This is a genomic window from Pseudomonas sp. H3_A02 (assembly GCF_054671965.1).
Genome location: NZ_CP162807.1, coordinates 6,436,752 through 6,455,182, shown reverse-complemented (window position 1 = coordinate 6,455,182; position 18,431 = coordinate 6,436,752). Strand labels below are relative to the sequence as shown.

17 protein-coding genes are annotated in these 18,431 nt (G+C 60.2%); 16 read left to right on the top strand and 1 reads right to left on the bottom strand.

Annotated features, from left to right (window positions below):
• Positions 1-114: 114 nt before the first annotated feature.
• The 7 genes from AB4N80_RS28470 (at position 115) to ispD (ending at position 7,983) form a co-directional block, all read left to right on the top strand.
• Positions 115-1,062, top strand: coding sequence for an acetyl-CoA carboxylase carboxyltransferase subunit alpha (locus tag AB4N80_RS28470; RefSeq protein WP_092330636.1), 948 nt, complete (start codon positions 115-117; stop codon positions 1,060-1,062).
• 149 nt (positions 1,063-1,211) lie between these two features.
• The gene (tilS, locus tag AB4N80_RS28465) at positions 1,212-2,537 is read left to right on the top strand and encodes a tRNA lysidine(34) synthetase TilS (protein WP_460090341.1); all 1,326 of its coding nucleotides are present in this window, start codon (positions 1,212-1,214) and stop codon (positions 2,535-2,537) included.
• Between the two features lie 274 nt (positions 2,538-2,811).
• Positions 2,812-4,443, top strand: a complete 1,632-nt coding sequence (locus AB4N80_RS28460) for a CTP synthase (RefSeq protein ID WP_122565459.1) — start codon at positions 2,812-2,814, stop codon at positions 4,441-4,443.
• 4 nt (positions 4,444-4,447) lie between these two features.
• Positions 4,448-5,293 carry a 3-deoxy-8-phosphooctulonate synthase gene (gene kdsA / locus AB4N80_RS28455; RefSeq protein ID WP_122565457.1) on the top strand — a complete coding sequence of 282 codons (846 nt, stop codon included), beginning with the start codon at positions 4,448-4,450 and terminating at the stop codon, positions 5,291-5,293.
• A 246-nt stretch (positions 5,294-5,539) separates the two neighbouring features.
• A complete protein-coding gene (gene eno / locus AB4N80_RS28450) occupies positions 5,540-6,829 on the top strand; it encodes a phosphopyruvate hydratase (RefSeq protein WP_013692387.1) in 1,290 nt (429 codons plus the stop codon).
• A gap of 171 nt (positions 6,830-7,000) precedes the next feature.
• Positions 7,001-7,279 carry a cell division protein FtsB gene (ftsB, locus tag AB4N80_RS28445; protein WP_003184873.1) on the top strand — a complete coding sequence of 93 codons (279 nt, stop codon included), beginning with the start codon at positions 7,001-7,003 and terminating at the stop codon, positions 7,277-7,279.
• A complete protein-coding gene (gene ispD, locus AB4N80_RS28440; RefSeq protein WP_122565455.1) occupies positions 7,276-7,983 on the top strand; it encodes a 2-C-methyl-D-erythritol 4-phosphate cytidylyltransferase in 708 nt (235 codons plus the stop codon). Before ftsB ends, ispD begins: the two co-directional genes overlap by 4 nt.
• A 166-nt stretch (positions 7,984-8,149) precedes the next feature.
• Here ispD and AB4N80_RS28435 read toward each other — a convergent pair whose 3' ends face one another.
• Entirely contained in the window at positions 8,150-9,046 is an 897-nt protein-coding gene (locus AB4N80_RS28435; protein ID WP_305469940.1) for a LysR substrate-binding domain-containing protein, read from the bottom strand.
• A gap of 108 nt (positions 9,047-9,154) precedes the next feature.
• Here AB4N80_RS28435 and AB4N80_RS28430 point away from each other — a divergent pair, with 108 nt between their 5' ends.
• From AB4N80_RS28430 to AB4N80_RS28390, 9 genes are all read left to right on the top strand, one after another.
• Complete coding sequence (locus AB4N80_RS28430; protein WP_060738985.1) at positions 9,155-10,267, top strand: S-(hydroxymethyl)glutathione dehydrogenase/class III alcohol dehydrogenase; 1,113 nt, start codon at positions 9,155-9,157, stop codon at positions 10,265-10,267.
• An 8-nt stretch (positions 10,268-10,275) separates the two neighbouring features.
• Entirely contained in the window at positions 10,276-11,121 is an 846-nt protein-coding gene (fghA, locus tag AB4N80_RS28425) for an S-formylglutathione hydrolase (RefSeq protein WP_122565453.1), read from the top strand.
• A gap of 43 nt (positions 11,122-11,164) precedes the next feature.
• Entirely contained in the window at positions 11,165-11,641 is a 477-nt protein-coding gene (gene ispF / locus AB4N80_RS28420; RefSeq protein ID WP_122565452.1) for a 2-C-methyl-D-erythritol 2,4-cyclodiphosphate synthase, read from the top strand.
• Positions 11,634-12,692 (top strand): tRNA pseudouridine(13) synthase TruD, encoded by a 1,059-nt coding sequence (gene truD / locus AB4N80_RS28415; RefSeq protein ID WP_305482819.1) that lies wholly within the window; start codon positions 11,634-11,636, stop codon positions 12,690-12,692. Before ispF ends, truD begins: the two co-directional genes overlap by 8 nt.
• Entirely contained in the window at positions 12,680-13,429 is a 750-nt protein-coding gene (gene surE / locus AB4N80_RS28410; RefSeq protein ID WP_122565449.1) for a 5'/3'-nucleotidase SurE, read from the top strand. Before truD ends, surE begins: the two co-directional genes overlap by 13 nt.
• 41 nt (positions 13,430-13,470) lie before the next feature.
• On the top strand, positions 13,471-14,106 hold the full coding sequence (locus tag AB4N80_RS28405; protein WP_170862085.1) for a protein-L-isoaspartate(D-aspartate) O-methyltransferase: 636 nt from the start codon (positions 13,471-13,473) through the stop codon (positions 14,104-14,106).
• Positions 14,107-14,317: 211 nt separating this feature from the next.
• Positions 14,318-15,163: a peptidoglycan DD-metalloendopeptidase family protein gene (locus tag AB4N80_RS28400; RefSeq protein ID WP_122565448.1), complete on the top strand. Its 846-nt coding sequence runs from the start codon at positions 14,318-14,320 to the stop codon at positions 15,161-15,163.
• A gap of 106 nt (positions 15,164-15,269) precedes the next feature.
• On the top strand, positions 15,270-16,277 hold the full coding sequence (gene rpoS / locus AB4N80_RS28395; RefSeq protein ID WP_003198289.1) for an RNA polymerase sigma factor RpoS: 1,008 nt from the start codon (positions 15,270-15,272) through the stop codon (positions 16,275-16,277).
• A 303-nt stretch (positions 16,278-16,580) separates the two neighbouring features.
• Positions 16,581-17,756 (top strand): integrase core domain-containing protein, encoded by a 1,176-nt coding sequence (locus tag AB4N80_RS28390; RefSeq protein WP_460078108.1) that lies wholly within the window; start codon positions 16,581-16,583, stop codon positions 17,754-17,756.
• Positions 17,757-18,431: the final 675 nt, after the last annotated feature.

Here is an 18,431-nt window from a genome sequence, read left to right as displayed (position 1 = left end):
GATCTCGACCCGAATTTTTAATCTCGACCTGAACGCGCCTCTCCCTTAAGGTAGGCGCGAATAGACAACCGGCCGGCCCAAGCTCTCTTGGACGTCGACCCAAGACGGACGCCTATGAACCCGAATTTTCTAGATTTCGAACAGCCGATCGCCGACCTGCAAGCCAAGATCGAAGAGTTGCGCTTGGTCGGTAATGACAATTCGCTGAATATCGGCGATGAAATCTCTCGTCTGCAGGACAAAAGTCGCACGCTGACCGAAGACATCTTCGGCAAGCTGACCAGCTGGCAGATCGCCCGCCTGGCGCGGCACCCGCGTCGTCCCTACACCCTGGACTATATCGAGCACATCTTTACCGAATTCGATGAGCTGCACGGCGACCGTCACTTCTCCGACGACGCCGCGATCGTTGGCGGGGTTGCCCGCCTGGACGAGCAGCCGGTGATGGTGATCGGTCACCAGAAAGGCCGCGAAGTGCGCGAGAAGGTGCGCCGCAACTTCGGCATGCCGCGTCCGGAAGGCTACCGCAAGGCGTGCCGCCTGATGGAAATGGCCGAGCGCTTCAAGATGCCGATCCTGACCTTCATCGACACCCCGGGCGCCTACCCGGGCATCGACGCCGAAGAGCGCAACCAGAGCGAAGCGATTGCCTGGAACCTGCGCGTCATGGCACGCCTGAAAACCCCGATCATCGCCACCGTGATTGGCGAAGGCGGTTCCGGCGGTGCGTTGGCCATTGGTGTCTGCGACCAGTTGAACATGCTGCAATATTCCACCTATGCGGTGATCTCGCCGGAAGGCTGCGCCTCGATCCTGTGGAAAACCGCCGAGAAGGCCCCGGATGCCGCCGAGGCCATGGGCATTACCGCCGAGCGTCTCAAAGGCCTGGGCATTGTCGACAAAGTGATCAACGAGCCCGTGGGCGGCGCCCACCGCGACCCGGCTGCCGCGGCGGCACTGATCCGTGCCGAGCTGAGTTCCCAGCTGTCGATGCTCAAGAAGTTCGACAACGACGCGCTGCTGGCTCGTCGCTATGAGCGGTTGATGAGCTACGGTCTCTGATCTGACCAAGCTTCCAGCAGTTGTGGGGGGCAGTGTGGGAGCGGGCTTGCTCGCGAAAGCGGTTTAACATTCAACCCATGTGTTGACTGATTCACCGCCTTCGCGAGCAAGCCCGCTCCCACATTTGATTTGTGCCAAGGCTGATACCCATGAACACAAGCATCGACCTGCCAACCCGGCTCCTCACACAGTTATCCCCCTGGCGCAACGCTGCCACCTGGCGCATCGCCTTCTCCGGTGGCCTCGACTCCACCGTCCTGTTGCACCTGCTCGCGTCTCTCTCCAAAACCCAAACCCTGCCACCGTTAAGCGCTATCCACGTCCATCATGGCCTGCAGGCTGTGGCCGAGGCATGGCCGGACCATTGCCGCTCGTTCTGCAAGGCCCTTGGGGTGCCGCTTGAAGTGGTGAGCGTGCAAGTCCAGCCCGGCGCCAGCGTCGAGCGTGCCGCCCGGGAGGCGCGTTATGGCGCCTTCGTGGCGGCCATCCATGACAACGAAGTGCTGCTCACCGCCCAACATCGTGATGACCAGGCCGAAACCTTGCTGTTTCGCCTGCTGCGGGGGGCAGGGGTAAGGGGGCTGGCAGCGATGCCACGGCAACGGCCTTTGGGCCGGGGGCATCTGCTGCGGCCCTTGCTCGATGTGTCCCGTGCCGAGCTGGAGGCCTATGCGACACAACAGGGATTGAGCTGGATCGACGACCCGTCCAACGACGATCACCGATACGCACGCAACTACCTGCGCCAGCGGATTTTTCCGGCGCTGACCGAGCACTGGCCGCAAGCCTCGGCGACACTGGCTCGCAGCGCTGGACACATGGCCGAAGCCCAAGGTTTGCTGGACGATTTGGCGCGGATCGACTTGGCCCAGGCCGCGTCCCCAGGTGCATTCGACTGGCTTGGGCTGCAATCCCTGGCGCTGGCGCCGTTGCGGGCGTTGTCGCCGGCCCGTCAGCGCAACGCGTTGAGTCATTGGTTGGCACCGATGACCCTGCTGCCCGACAGCGATCACTGGGCGGGCTGGGACTCGTTGCGCGATGCCGCCGACGATGCCCGGCCAATCTGGCGCCTGGCCGGCGGTGAGCTGCACCGGGCCGCCGGGCGGGTCTGGTGGTTATCCGACCACTGGCTATGTTCGCCGTCAGGCGCCGTCGACTGGGCGGATCCGGCGCTGGCGCTGCGCTTGCCGGACAATGGTCGGGTGGTGCTCAACGGCACGCCGCCTGCGGGGCCGCTCAGCGTGCGCTATCGTCAAGGCGGCGAGGTGCTGGCGTTAGCGGGTCGTGGTCATCGTGATCTCAAACGCTTGCTCAATGAAAAGGCCGTGCCGGCGTTCGTTCGCGGCCGATTGCCGCTGCTCTATCAAGGCGAGCAATTGCTGGCGGTGGCTAACCTGGCCGGGCTCGATGCACAGGCTGATGGCAGTTGGCAATTGATCTGGACGCCAGGAAGCCAAGATCTGGGTTTGAGCTGAAAGGGGCTTTCCGGTAGACTACGCTCCCTTCTTGATACAACTTCTGTGGATTCGCCTGAATTGCAGGAGTTGCCGATTACCAAGCAGTCTTTGCTGGGCGATTCCAAAAAATGTGTAGCGAGCAACGTACCGGTGATTTCACTTCCGGTCTGTCCCAACGCGGCGGTTTTTTTGAAAGGTGCACTGTGATTAATGCAGGTGATCGGGGGCTTCGGCCTTCCTTCGCTTTCCCCGGCGGCTCGGACCGCTTTAACGCAGACTTCTAGGGTTTTTCATGACGCGCTACATATTCGTCACGGGCGGTGTTGTTTCTTCATTGGGGAAAGGCATTGCCTCGGCTTCATTGGCGGCCATCCTGGAGGCGCGGGGACTTAAGGTCACCATGCTCAAGCTGGACCCGTACATCAACGTCGACCCGGGCACCATGAGCCCGTTCCAGCACGGTGAAGTGTTCGTCACCCACGACGGCGCCGAGACCGACCTGGACCTGGGCCACTACGAGCGGTTCATCCGCACGACCATGACCCAGAACAACAACTTCACCACCGGCCGTGTCTACGAGCACGTGCTGCGCAAGGAGCGTCGTGGTGACTACCTGGGCGCGACCATACAGGTCATCCCGCACATCACCGACGAAATCAAGCGCCGCATCATCAAGGGTGCCGGCGATGCCGACGTGGCGATGGTCGAAATCGGCGGTACCGTGGGCGATATCGAGTCCCAGCCGTTCCTGGAAGCCATCCGCCAGTTGCGTTTCGAAATCGGCGCCAAGCGCGCGATGCTGATGCACCTGACGCTGGTGCCATATATCGCCACCGCCGGCGAAACCAAGACCAAGCCAACCCAGCACTCGGTCAAGGAACTGCGTTCCATCGGCCTGCAGCCGGACGTGCTGATCTGCCGCTCCGATCATCCGATCGACATCTCGTCGCGTCGCAAGATCGCCCAGTTCACCAACGTTGAAGAGCGTGCGGTCATCGGCCTGGAAGACGCCGACACCATCTACAAGATCCCGGGCATCCTGCACTCCCAGGGCCTGGACGATTTCGTCGTCGAGCGCTTCGGCCTGCAGTGCGCCGGCGCCGACCTGTCCGAATGGGAAGCGGTGGTCGATGCCAAGCTCAATCCGGAACACGAAGTCACCATCGCCATGGTCGGTAAGTACATGGAACTGCTGGACGCCTACAAGTCGCTGATCGAGGCGATGAGTCACGCCGGTATCAGCAACCGCACCAAGGTCAACCTGCGCTACATCGATTCCGAAGACATCGAGAACCAGGGCACCGGCCTGCTCGAAGGCGCCGATGCGATCCTCGTGCCGGGCGGCTTCGGCCTGCGGGGCGTGGAAGGCAAGATCACCGCTGTGCAATACGCTCGCGAAAACAAGGTGCCTTACCTGGGGATCTGCCTGGGCATGCAAGTGGCGGTCATCGAGTTCGCCCGTAACGTGCTGGGCTGGAAAGACGCCAACTCCACCGAATTCGATCGCGCCAGCGGTCACCCGGTCGTGGGCTTGATCACCGAGTGGGAAGATGCCACCGGCGCCGTGGAAGTGCGCACCGAAAGCTCTGACCTGGGCGGCACCATGCGTCTCGGCGCCCAGGAATGCCTGCTCGAAGCCGGCTCCAAGGTGCACGATTGCTACGCCAAGGATGTGATTGTCGAGCGTCACCGTCATCGCTACGAAGTGAACAACAACCTGCTGCCGCAACTGATCGAGGCCGGCCTGAAAATCTCCGGTCGTTCCGGTGACGGCGCGCTGGTGGAAGTGGTCGAGTCCCCGGATCATCCATGGTTCGTCGCCTGCCAGTTCCACCCCGAGTTCACCTCGACGCCAAGGGACGGTCATCCGTTGTTCAGCGGTTTTGTGAAGGCCGCTTTGGCTCAACACCAGAAAAAGGCATAAGACGATGGCCCAGAAGATCATCCGCGTCGGCGACATCGAGATTGCCAACGACAAACCCATGGTGCTGTTTGGCGGCATGAACGTGCTGGAAAGCCGCGACATGGCGATGCAGGTTTGCGAGGAGTATGTGAAGGTCACCCAGAAACTGGGTATCCCTTACGTGTTCAAGGCCAGCTTCGACAAGGCCAACCGTTCCTCTGTGACTTCCTACCGTGGCCCGGGCCTGGAAGAAGGCATGCGGATCTTCCAGGACATCAAGCAAGCCTTTGGCGTGCCGATCATCACCGACGTCCACGAGCCTGCCCAGGCCGCGGTCGTCGCCGAGGTCTGCGACATCATCCAGTTGCCGGCCTTCCTGTCGCGCCAGACCGACCTGGTAGTCGCGATGGCCAAGACCGGCGCGGTGATCAACATCAAGAAGGCCCAGTTCCTCGCGCCCCAGGAAATGAAACACATCCTGAGCAAGTGCGAAGAGGCCGGCAATGACCAGTTGATCCTCTGCGAGCGCGGTTCGAGCTTCGGCTACAACAACCTGGTGGTGGACATGCTCGGCTTCGGCATCATGAAGCAGTTCGAATACCCGGTGTTCTTCGACGTGACCCACGCTTTGCAGATGCCCGGTGGTCGCTCCGACTCCGCCGGCGGTCGCCGCGCCCAGGTCACAGATCTGGCCAAGGCGGGCATGAGCCAGTCCTTGGCCGGCCTGTTCCTTGAGGCCCACCCCGATCCGGACAACGCCAAGTGCGACGGTCCTTGCGCCTTGCGCTTGAACAAGCTGGAACCTTTCCTGTCTCAGCTCAAGTCGCTGGATGAGCTGGTCAAGGGTTTTCCGACGATAGAAACCGCGTAACGCGGTTTTCTCCGGTAAAGTACCGCTCGATTATCGCTCTGGCCCGCTGGCCGCACTGCTCTTGTGGGAGCATGGCCTGCGATGACGCCCTTCAGGGCTCATCGTCGGCAAGCCTTGCTCTTTGTGGCGAGGGAGCTTGCTCCCGCTGGAGTGCGAAGCGCTCCCATCCAGGCGCTTGGCTGCATTGCAGCTGAGCGCGAGCAAGTTTTCTGCAACGTTCTAGTCAACTTTGGAGTGTTTACAACAATGGCAAAAATCGTCGACATCAAAGGTCGTGAAGTTCTCGACTCCCGTGGCAACCCCACTGTTGAAGCGGACGTGCTTCTCGACAACGGTATCATCGGCAGCGCCTGCGCGCCGTCCGGTGCTTCCACTGGCTCGCGCGAAGCGCTGGAGCTGCGTGATGGCGACAAGAGCCGTTACCTGGGCAAGGGCGTGCTCAAAGCCGTCGCCAACATCAACGGTCCGATCCGCGAACTGTTGCTGGGCAAGGATCCTGCCGACCAGAAAGCCCTCGATCACGCGATGATCAAGCTCGACGGTACCGAAAACAAAGCCACCCTGGGTGCCAACGCAATCCTCGCCGTGTCCCTGGCCGCTGCCAAGGCCGCTGCCCAGGACCAGGACCTGCCGCTGTACGCGCACATCGCCAACCTCAACGGTACCCCGGGTGTCTACTCGATGCCGGTGCCGATGATGAACATCATCAACGGCGGCGAGCATGCCGATAACAACGTCGACATCCAGGAATTCATGGTGCAGCCGGTTGGCGCCAAGACCTTCTCCGAAGGCCTGCGCATGGGCACCGAGATTTTCCATCACCTCAAGGCTGTGCTGAAGGCCCGTGGCCTGAGCACCGCGGTTGGCGACGAAGGCGGTTTCGCACCGAACCTGGCGTCCAACGAAGACGCGCTGAAAGTGATCTCCGAAGCCGTGGCCAACGCTGGCTACAAGCTGGGCACCGACGTGACCCTGGCCCTGGACTGCGCCGCCAGTGAATTCTACGAAGACGGCAAGTACAACCTGTCCGGCGAAGGCCAGGTGTTCACCGCCGAAGGTTTCGCCGACTACCTCAAGGGCCTGACCGAACGCTATCCAATTATCTCCATCGAAGACGGCCTGGACGAGTCCGACTGGGCGGGCTGGAAAATCCTCACCGACAAGATCGGCGAGAAAACCCAGCTGGTGGGTGACGACCTGTTCGTGACCAACACCAAGATCCTGAAAGAAGGCATCGACAAGAAGATCGCCAACTCGATCCTGATCAAGTTCAACCAGATCGGCACCCTGACCGAAACCCTGGAAGCCATCCAGATGGCCAAGGCTGCCGGCTATACTGCCGTGATCTCCCACCGCTCCGGTGAAACCGAAGACTCGACCATTGCCGACCTGGCCGTGGGCACTGCGGCAGGCCAGATCAAGACCGGTTCGCTGTGCCGTTCCGACCGCGTTTCCAAGTACAACCAACTGCTGCGTATCGAAGAGCAGTTGAATGGCAAGGCCAAGTACAACGGTCGCGCCGAGTTTCGCGGTTAAGCGGTAAATGGTAAAAAGACAGCGGGTTGGGTCGCAAAAGTCGCCATGGTGGCGGTTTTGCCTCTAATCTGATGCCTTATCAAGCACAAGCCTGGGTTCTCCAGGCTTCGTGCTATCAGACGCTTCAAAGTTTGGCATGGCGGTCTTTTTTCACTGGATACCTGATATTCGATGCGCAGTCCCAATTGGTTGTTTCTTGTCTTGCTCCTGTTGCTGGCCGGCCTGCAGTACCGCCTGTGGGTGGGTAATGGCAGCCTGGCACAAGTGGCCGACCTGACTCAGCAAATTGCCGACCAACACGCCGAAAACGAGGCGCTGCTGGAGCGTAATCGGGTGATGGACGCCGAAGTGACCGAGTTGAAAAAAGGCATGGAGACCGTTGAAGAGCGGGCTCGACATGAACTGGGCATGGTCAAGGAGGGCGAAACCCTCTACCAGTTGGCCCAATGAGTATGCGTTTGCCGGCCTTCTGGGCCGTGATTCCTGCCGCGGGCGTTGGCGCCCGGATGGCCGCCGACCGTCCCAAGCAATACCTGCAACTGGGCGGGCGCACAATTCTTGAACACAGCCTCGGCTGTTTCCTCGACCATCCCACCGTCAAGGGTGTGGTGGTCAGCCTTGCACACGATGATCCTTACTGGCCGACCTTGGCCTGCGCCAGCGACACACGCATCCAACGTGTCGACGGTGGCGAACAACGTTCGGATTCAGTGCTCAATGCCTTGCTGCATCTGCACGGGCAGGGCGCCGACGTTCACGATTGGGTACTGGTACACGATGCGGCCCGGCCTAACCTGGCCCGGTCCGACCTGGACACCCTGCTCAGCGAGTTGGCGAACGACCCGGTCGGCGGCCTGCTGGCGGTCCCGGCGCGCGACACCCTCAAGCGCGCCGACAAGCAGGGGCGCGTGCTGGAAACCGTCGATCGCAGCGTGATTTGGCAAGCCTATACACCGCAGATGTTCCGCCTCGGTGCTCTGCACCGGGCCCTGGCCGACAGCCTGGTGGCGGATGCGGTGATTACCGACGAAGCGTCCGCCATGGAATGGGCCGGGCAGGCGCCCCGCTTGATCGAAGGGCGTTCGGATAACATCAAGGTCACTCGGCCGGAAGATCTGGAGTGGTTGCGCCAGCGGTGGGTGAATCGGCATTAAGCTGGATCTGTTTTCTCGTTAGATCACCGTCGTCTGGGCTGGCGCTATCGCGAGCAAGCTCGCTCCCACAGGGTTTTCGTCGAATGATGGACCTGTGTTCACACCGGTCCACTGTGGGAGCGAGCTTGCTCGCGATGACGCCGGCCCAGGCAACAAAGAACCCCAGTCACCCCCGATATTCCGGCCGCTCAGCCAACCCTTCCTTCAAGTAATCCACCAACTTGCGCACTTTCGGCGACAGATGCCGCTGCTGTGGATACAACGCCCACACCGCCGTATTTGGCGGCTGATGGGCTTCCAGCAGCGAGATCAACGCCCCACTGTGCAAATGCTCCAGCACGTAATAATCCGGCAACTGACACAACCCCACCCCTTGCAGCGCCGCATCGAGCACCGCTTGCCCACTGTTGCAACGCCAGTTTCCCTGTACTCGCTGGGAAAATTCCCGCCCGTTCTGCTCCAGTTGCCAAATATCGGAGCTGCCGATCAGGCAATTGTGGCGGCTCAGTTCCGACACGCTGTGGGGCCGGCCGTAGTGTTCCAGGTAAGAGGGCGAGGCGCACAAGTACATGCGCCGCGGTGCCAGGCGCGTGGCGACCAGGCGAGAGTCCTGCAAGCGACCCAGGCGAATCGCCAAGTCCAGGCTCTCATGCACCAGGTCCAGCGGGCGATTGCTCAGCTCGATGTCGACCCGCAACTGCGGGTAAAGCCCCATGAACCGCGTCACCAGCGGCACGATAAACCGCTCGCCATAGGCCACGGCGCAGGTCATGCGCAGCATGCCCTTGGGCTCGCTGGTCAGGTCGCCGACGGCCCGCAGTGCTTCCTCGCGTCCGTCCTGCAAACGCTGGCAATGCTGCAAAAAGGTTTGTCCGGCTTCGGTCAGTGTGACCCGGCGAGTACTGCGGTAAAGCAGGCGTGTCTGTAGACGCTCTTCGAGCCGTACGATTTGTCGACTGATATGGGAAGACGAAACCCCGAGCCGTTCGGCAGCGGCGGTGAATTGGCTGCACTCGGCCACGGCTACAAATTCGTCGATGCCTTCCCAGCGGTTATCAGACATGAAGGATTATCCCTATACAGCAATAATGTTTTGCTTTTGGCTGGATTATTCATTGTCTGGCGGAGGATTACACTCCCGGTCTTGTCTTTATTTGCTGGAGAACCCGGAATGATCAAGTCGCGCGCTGCCGTTGCCTTCGAGGCCAAGAAACCCCTGGAAATCGTTGAAGTCGACGTCGCCATGCCCAAGGCGGGCGAAGTGCTGTTGCGCGTGGTGGCTTCCGGTGTCTGCCACACCGATGCCTACACCCTGTCGGGTGCCGACCCGGAAGGGATCTTCCCGTCGATCCTGGGCCATGAAGGCGGCGCCATTGTCGAAGCCATCGGCGAAGGCGTGACTTCGGTGGCGGTGGGTGACCATGTAATCCCGCTGTACACGCCGGAGTGCGGCCAGTGCAAATTCTGTAAGTCGGGCAAGACCAACCTCTGCCAGGCGATTCGCGCCACCCAGGGCAAAGGCCTGATGCCGGACGGCACTTCGCGCTTTTCCTACAAGGGCGAGACGATTTTCCACTATATGGGGACGTCGACGTTCTCTGAGTACACCGTGCTGCCGGAAATCTCCGTCGCCAAGATCCCAAAAGAAGCGCCGCTGGAAAAAGTCTGCCTGCTGGGTTGTGGCGTCACCACCGGCATCGGCGCGGTGCTCAACACCGCCAAGGTCAAGCCGGGTGACACCGTGGCGATCTTCGGCCTGGGCGGTATCGGCCTGTCGGCCGTGATCGGCGCCGTGAAGGCCAAGGCCGCGCGGATCATCGCCATCGACATCAACCCGGCCAAGTTCGAAATCGCCAAGCAACTGGGCGCCACCGATTGCGTCAACCCGAAAGACTTCGACCGTCCGATCCAGGAAGTCATCGTGGACATGACTGACGGCGGCGTGGACTTTTCCTTCGAGTGCATCGGCAATGTCCAGTTGATGCGTGCCGCCCTGGAGTGCTGCCACAAAGGTTGGGGCGAGTCGGTGATCATCGGCGTGGCCGGCGCCGGTCAGGAAATCGCCACCCGTCCATTCCAGTTGGTGACCGGGCGCGTCTGGCGCGGTTCGGCCTTTGGTGGCGTGCGCGGCCGCAGCGAATTGCCAAGCTACGTGGAAATGGCCGAGAAGGGCGAAATCCCGCTGGATACCTTCATCACCCACACCATGGGCCTGGAAGATATCAACAAGGCGTTCGACCTGATGCATGAAGGCAAGAGCATCCGCACCGTTATCCATTTCTGAGGTCGGTCATGAGTCTGGAAAACATCTCCTGCCAGAAAAGCTTCGGCGGCTGGCACAAGCGTTACCGGCACCGTTCCGAAGTGCTGGGTTGTGACATGGTGTTTGCCGTGTACCTGCCACCGCAAGCCGAGCAGGGCGGCAAGTTGCCGGTGCTGTATTGGTTGTCCGGGCTGACCTGCACCGACGAGAACTTCATGCAAAAGGCCGGCGCCCAGCGCATGGCCGCCGAGCTGGGCCTGATCATCGTTGCGCCGGACACCAGCCCCCGTGGCGCCGACGTGCCGGGCGATCCGGACAATGCCTGGGACTTCGGCCTGGGGGCGGGCTTTTATCTGAACGCCACGCAGGATCCGTGGGCGCGGCATTATCGGATGCATGACTACGTGGTGCAGGAATTGCCGGCGCTGGTCGAAGCGCATTTCCCGGCTTCGGACAAACGCGGTATCAGTGGTCACTCCATGGGCGGCCACGGTGCGCTGGTCTGCGCCTTGCGCAACCCGGGGCGTTACCGTTCAGTGTCGGCCTTTTCGCCGATCAACAATCCAATGGATTGCCCATGGGGCCAGAAGGCGTTCTCCCGTTACCTGGGGGAAGACCGCTCGAAATGGCGGGAATGGGATGCCTGTGCATTGATTGCCGAGGCGCAGGAGAAGCTGCCATTGCTGGTGGACCAAGGCGATCGCGATGATTTCCTGGCCAACCAACTCAAGCCCGAAGCCTTGCAACAGGCGGCCAAGTCCGCCGGCCATCCGTTGGAGCTGCGCCTGCAACCGGGCTACGACCACAGCTACTTCTTCATCGCCAGCTTCATTGACGACCACTTGCAGCATCATGCACGCGCTCTAAACGTCTAATGCAGGTAGAATCACGCCCTGACAAAAATCGGGGCGTTTTTTTATGCGTATTGGCCACGGCTACGATGTTCACCGTTTCGCTGAAGGCGACTTCATTACTCTGGGCGGCGTGCGGATCGCACACGGCTTCGGGCTGCTCGCGCATTCTGACGGTGATGTCCTGCTGCACGCCTTGAGCGATGCACTGCTCGGCGCGGCGGCCCTGGGTGATATCGGCAAGCACTTCCCCGACACCGACCCGCAATTCAAGGGGGCCGACAGCCGCGTGCTGCTGCGCCATGTGGTCGCACTGATCCACGCCAAGGGCTGGAAAGTCGGCAACGTCGACAACACCATCGTTGCCCAGGCCCCCAAAATGGCCCCGCACATCGAAGCGATGCGCCAGATGATCGCCGAGGATCTTCAAGTTGAGTTGGACCAAGTGAACGTGAAGGCCACCACCACCGAAAAGCTGGGTTTCGTCGGTCGCGAAGAAGGCATTGCCGTCCACTCCGTTGCCTTGTTGCTGCGCCATGACTGAATTGGAACTGTTAGGGCCGCGCGCCTACGGTGAACCCTTGGGCAGTGCGGTACTCAAGGCCACCGCTGAAGATTTCCAGGTCGATGAAGTGCTCGACATCCCGTTGACCGGCGATGGCGAACATTTGTGGATCTGGGTCGAAAAACGTGGCTTGAACACCGAAGAGGCTGCCCGACGAATCGCCAAGGCCGCCGGCGTGCCGTTGCGCACCGTCAGCTACGCCGGGCTCAAGGACCGTCAAGCCCTGACCCGCCAATGGTTCAGCGTCCAATTGCCAGGCAAGGCCGATCCGGACTTGTCGGCGGCAGAGAACGACACGCTGAAGATCCTCAAGACCGGGCGACATAAACGCAAACTGCAACGCGGCGCGCACTCGGCCAACGGCTTCACCTTGCGCCTGACCCAATTCAAGGGCGACACGGCGGCGATCGATGCGCGTCTGCAACAGATTGTCCGCCAGGGCATCCCCAACTATTTTGGCGCCCAGCGCTTCGGCCATGACGGCGGCAATGTCGTCGATGCCCGTGCCTGGGCGGGGCGCAAGGCTTTGCCGGAACAGCGCAATGTGCGCTCGCGGCTGTTATCCACCGCCCGCAGCTTTCTATTCAACCGGGTGCTGGCGGCGCGGGTCGCCGACGGGACCTGGCAGCACGCCCAGGTGGGCGACTTGCTCGCCTTCACCGACAGCCGCAGTTTCTTCCCCGCCGGTGAGGCTGAGTGCAGCGATCCGCGCCTGACCATTCTCGACCTGCACCCGACCGGGCCGCAGTGGGGCGAGGGGCCTTCGCCTGCCGCCGGCGCGACGTTTGAACTGGAACAAGCCGTTGCCGCGGGCGAGGCCGATTTGCGGGACTGGTTGATAAACGCGGGAATGAGTCACGAACGTCGCATCCTGCGACTGCCCATTGGCGGGCTGTCGTGGCATTATCCCTCGCCTGACATTCTGCAACTGGAATTCGTCCTGCCGGCCGGATGTTTCGCCACTGTCTTGGTGCGCGAACTCGTCGATCTGGTGCCGGTGGGGCAGACGGACAGCCCATGCGTATTCTGATTTCTAACGACGACGGGGTGACTGCACCCGGTCTTGCCGCGCTTTATGCTGCGCTGGCGGATTTTGCCGAGTGCGTAGTCATCGCTCCGGACCAGGACAAGAGCGGCGCCAGCAGCTCGCTGACGCTCGACCGTCCTTTGCATCCCTGCTATCTGGATAACGGTTTCATCAGCCTCAACGGCACTCCGACCGATTGCGTGCACCTGGGCCTCAACGGCTTGCTGGAACGTGAGCCGGACATGGTGGTGTCGGGCATCAACCTGGGCGCCAACCTGGGAGATGATGTGCTGTATTCCGGCACGGTCGCCGCTGCCTTGGAAGGTCGCTTCCTGGAAAAACCGTCGTTTGCCTTTTCGTTCGTTTCACGGCAGGTCGATAACTTGCCGACCGCCGCCTACTTCGCCCGTAAACTGGTCGAAGCCCATGGCGCGCTGGACCTGCCGCCCCGCACGGTGCTGAACGTGAATATCCCCAACCTGCCGCTCGATCACATCCGTGGCATCCAGCTCACACGCCTGGGTCATCGTGCCCGCGCCGCCAAACCGATGCATGTCGTCGACCCGCGCGGCAAGGCCGGTTATTGGATCGCCGCCGCCGGTGATGCCGAGGATGGCGGGCCAGGCACTGATTTCCATGCGGTGATGCAAGGCTATGTCTCGATCACGCCGTTGCAGCTGGACCGTACCTTCAACGACGCCTTTCGAAGTCTCGATGGCTGGCTGGAGGGGCTGCGCTGATGGCTCGTGAGCAAGACGATATGCTGCGCCGTGGAATCGGCATGACTTCCCAGCGCACCCGTGAACGACTGATCCAGCGTCTCTACGAAGAAGGCCTGTCCAACGCCCAGGTGTTGGAGGTGATTCGCCGCACGCCGCGCCATTTGTTCGTCGATGAAGCCCTGGCCCATCGCGCCTATGAAGACACGGCGTTGCCGATCGGCCACAACCAGACCATTTCCCAGCCGTACATGGTGGCTCGCATGAGCGAGTTGCTGCTGGAGGCGGGGCCGTTGGACAAGGTGATGGAGATCGGCACCGGTTCGGGTTACCAGACGGCGGTGTTGTCTCAGCTGGTCGAGCGGGTGTTTTCCGTCGAGCGGATCAAGGTCCTGCAGGATCGCGCCAAGGAACGCCTGGTGGAACTGAACCTGCGCAACGTGGTGTTTCGTTGGGGCGATGGCTGGGAAGGTTGGCCGGCCTTGGCGCCGTACAACGGCATCATCGTCACCGCCGTGGCTACCGATGTACCTCAAGCCCTGCTGGATCAGCTCGCCCCTGGTGGACGGCTGGTCATCCCGGTGGGCGCCGGTGAGGTCCAGCAACTGATGTTGATCGTGCGCGAAGAGCACGGGTTTTCGCGACACGTCCTGGGAGCGGTGCGGTTTGTGCCGTTGCTCAATGGACCATTGGCCTGAGCATTTATAAACGGACGCTGAATTCCGTGGCCACGTCTGTGTCTTACAGCGGCACCGATTCGCTGAACAGAGCCCAATGGCGTCGAGCAAACGTGTGCGGCGACGCGTTGCGCTTCATTAATAGAGGCGCAGTTGTCGCCAGCTATATTTGTATGAACGCTGCCTGGACAGGCAGCCTCCAATTTTTCAGCCACCACAAAGGGAGCGGCGGGTGAGTCTCACAGTCATTGCGCAGCGTATGGGTATCACGAGCTTTCAGCGCCTGGTGACTGGCCTTGTCTTGAGCATTTTGCTGGTCGGTTGTTCCAGTACGCCGTCTAGCAATGTCCGGGTGGTCGATCGCAACAGTGCAGCACCTCAACGTCCTACAGTAACGACCGGCCAATATGTAGTCCGTCGCGGCGATACGCTGTTTTCCATCGCTTTTCGCTACGGCTGGGACTACAAGGCCCTCGCGGCGCGCAACAACATTCCTGCGCCTTATACGATTCACCCCGGTCAGACGATTCGCTTCGATGGCCGTAGCGGTTCAACGCCTACTGCGGTGGTGACACAGTCGGGTTCGACGCCTTCCTCGTCGAGCAAAACCACGGTCATTCGCCGGCCGGCGGGGGCTGGGACGGCGGTAATACCGTCCGTCGCGAGCAAACCAGCCCCTGCGCCGATGCCGCCTGCGGGCCCCGCCCCGACAGGCTGGGGATGGCCTTCTAATGGCGTTCTCATTGGAAAATTCTCTTCAAACGGTAGTTTGAATAAAGGAATTGATATCGCCGGGGATTTGGGACAGCCTGTTTTAGCTGCGTCTGATGGCACGGTTGTGTACGCCGGGAGTGGTTTGAGGGGCTACGGCGAACTCGTCATCATCAAACACAGCGATACCTACGTCAGTGCCTACGGTCACAACCGCAGGCTGTTGGTTCGGGAGGGGCAGCAGGTCAAGGTCGGACAGACAATTGCCGAAATGGGATCAACGGGAACAGACCGGGTGAAACTGCATTTTGAGATTCGCCGACAAGGTAAACCAGTCGATCCGCTGCAATTCCTGCCACGTCGTTGATTTGATTGTCAGCCTGTTCCGTCACGTAGAGGGAACAGGCTCCAGCGTTGCCAAGGATAAAGGCGTCGCTTGAGCTTGAGGTCGAACTCACCAAAGGACTATAACAATGGCTCTCAGTAAAGAAGTGCCGGAGTTTGACATCGACGATGAGGTTCTCCTTATGGAGACCGGCATCGCTATGGATTCGATGTCGAATGATGAAGGGGCGACTCCACCTTCCGTTCGTGCCAAATCCAAACACTCCGCTTCGCTTAAACAACATAAGTACATTGATTACACCCGGGCGCTGGACGCCACTCAGCTGTACCTCAACGAAATCGGTTTCTCGCCACTGCTCTCCCCCGAGGAAGAAGTTCATTTTGCGCGGCTGTCGCAAAGTGGCGACCCGGCCGGTCGAAAACGCATGATTGAAAGTAACCTGCGCCTTGTGGTGAAAATCGCCCGACGCTACGTCAATCGCGGGCTTTCGCTGCTGGACCTGATCGAAGAGGGCAACCTGGGCCTGATTCGCGCCGTCGAGAAATTCGACCCCGAGCGCGGCTTCCGTTTCTCGACCTACGCCACCTGGTGGATCCGCCAGACCATTGAACGGGCGATCATGAACCAGACCCGGACGATCCGGTTGCCGATTCATGTGGTCAAGGAGCTGAACGTCTACCTGCGGGCCGCCCGTGAGTTGACCCAGAAACTTGATCATGAACCTTCACCCGAAGAAATCGCCAACCTGCTGGAAAAACCGGTGGGTGAGGTCAAGCGCATGCTTGGGCTCAATGAGCGGGTGTCCTCGGTGGACGTTTCCCTGGGGCCGGACTCGGATAAAACCTTGTTGGACACCCTTACGGATGATCGACCTACCGATCCGTGCGAGCTGTTGCAGGACGATGACCTGTCACAGAGCATCGACCAGTGGCTCTCGGAGCTGACCGATAAGCAACGGGAAGTGGTGATTCGCCGCTTCGGCTTGCGCGGGCATGAGAGCAGCACGCTTGAAGATGTCGGGCTGGAGATTGGGTTGACTCGTGAGCGGGTCCGGCAGATCCAGGTTGAAGGCCTCAAGCGTTTGCGAGAGATCCTGGAGAAAAACGGCTTGTCGAGTGAGTCGTTGTTTCAATAACCCAAGGCAAGAGCAGCATAAAACGCCCTGACTGGCTGTGATGCTGTCTACTTGGAAAAACGGCGCTTCCCTTGCTAAAGAGGGAGGCGCCGTTTTTTTTTTGGCTTGGGTTTGGGTGTATATCCGTTTCTTCGGTAACGGCGGCTATTGGTTCCGCCCTTACGGCGGGTCACTTTTGGAAGAGCGCCAAAAGTAACCAAAAGCGCTTTGCCCGGTATGACTCACCCACATGGGTTACAAATCAGTTCACGCACATAGGTAACAGTTTTTAACTGGCATGGTCGATTTCGCGAGGATTTGACCATGCCTTGGAGAGAGCTGAAACCTATGGACCTCAAAGTGATGTTCATCGCTGAATATCTGTCTGAAAAGCACAGCTTTAGCCGGCTGTGCCAGGACTATCAGATCAGCCGAAAGACCGGCTACAAGTGGGTTGAGCGCTATGAACTGGAGGGCCCCAGTGGGCTCGACGAGCGCAGTCGCCGACGGCACAACCAAACCTATGTGGTGCCGCTGGTTGTGAGACAAGCAATCATTGAGCTTCGCTCTACTGGCGAGACGGTTCCGGGGCCTAAAAAGATCCAGAGCGACCTGATAAAGCGTTTTCCGGGGCAGGATCCGCCGTCGAAAACGACCATCTACAACATCCTTAAGGCAGCGGACTTGATCGCGCCTCGGCCGTTGCGCCGGCGTGTCGCTGTCTACCCCAAACCTTTGCGTAAGGCCGAAACGCCTAACCAGCTCTTCAGTGCAGATTACAAAGGCCAATTTCTCACCGGCGCGGGTGTCTGGTGCTATCCGCTGACGATCATGGACCATGCCAGTCTCTTCTTACTTGCCTGCGAGAGCATGGCTAACACCAATCTCAAGGAGACCCAGCAAACCTTCGAGCGCGTTTTTCGGGAATATGGGATGCCTGAGCGCATCCGCACCGATAACGGCGTGCCGTTTGCCAGTACGGGTCGTGCGGGGCTGTCGCAGTTGTCGATCTGGTGGCTACGCCTTGGGATTATCCCCGAGCGAATTGAGCCCGGTCGGCCAGATCAAAATGGGCGTCATGAGCGTATGCACCGGACGTTGAAAAGTACGCTTCCCAAACCACCAGCCGTTGCCTGGGAGGCCCAGCAAAAACACTTTGATCGATTTATGCAGCACTACAATCACGAGCGGGGACACGAGGCGCTCGGCCAGCAAACCCCGGCCTCCTGCTATACACCCTCAACCCGAGCTTACCCGGAAAAATTACCGGAAATGGGGTATGCGAGCCATGTTGAGTGTTACCTGGCTGATAGTTGCGGAATCATTAGTCGAGATGGTCTGCGGATATACGTGGGGAACCTGCTCAGGCATCAAACTATTGGAATGGAGATGATCAAAGACGGAGTATGGAATGTGATCTTCGGCCCGGTGATCCTAGGTCACGTCAATGCCAGGGACGCAAAGAACGGCTACGTTTCAATCAAAGTGTCACCTATGTGAATGCACTTTTTTGTAACCCATGTGGTTGTCCCGTACATTGCCCCACCACTCGGTGCCTCGCTTAGGCTCGGCATGCCTGAACGAAGGCCTTGCTCCGTGGGCCGCCGCGAAGGGCCATCCATGGCCCAGCGCGGCTAACCCGGCATCCATGCCGGGTTACCCACTCCACAACACCTCCGTTCAGCCATCGTGGTTAACGGGGCGCCCGAGATCAACGTCCACCGCGAGGCGGCCTGATAGCCGACCTGGTTCCTGATGGGACCGCGTTTCCCCTGTGGAATGAGTGTGGGAGCGAGCTTGCTCGCGATGGCGGTGGGTCAGTTTGCGGTGATGTTGGATGTGCCGGCCTCATCGCGAGCAAGCTCGCTCCCACAGTGGTTGTGTGTTGGGTATAAATCTTGTGTCCGCTGGAGATTGAATTTGGGAGCGGGCTTATTCGCGATGGCGGTGGTTCAGTCACATGGATGCTGGGCTTGCCGACCTCATCGCGAGCAAGCTCGCTCCCACAGTGGTTGTGTGTTGGATATATAAATTTTGTGTCCACTGGAGATTGAATGTGGGAGCGAGCTTGCTCGCGATGGTGGTGGTCCAGTCACATGGATGCTGGGCTTGCCGGCCTCATCGCGAGCAGGCTCGCTCCCACAGGAGAAATGCGGTCCCCATCAAGAGCCAGGT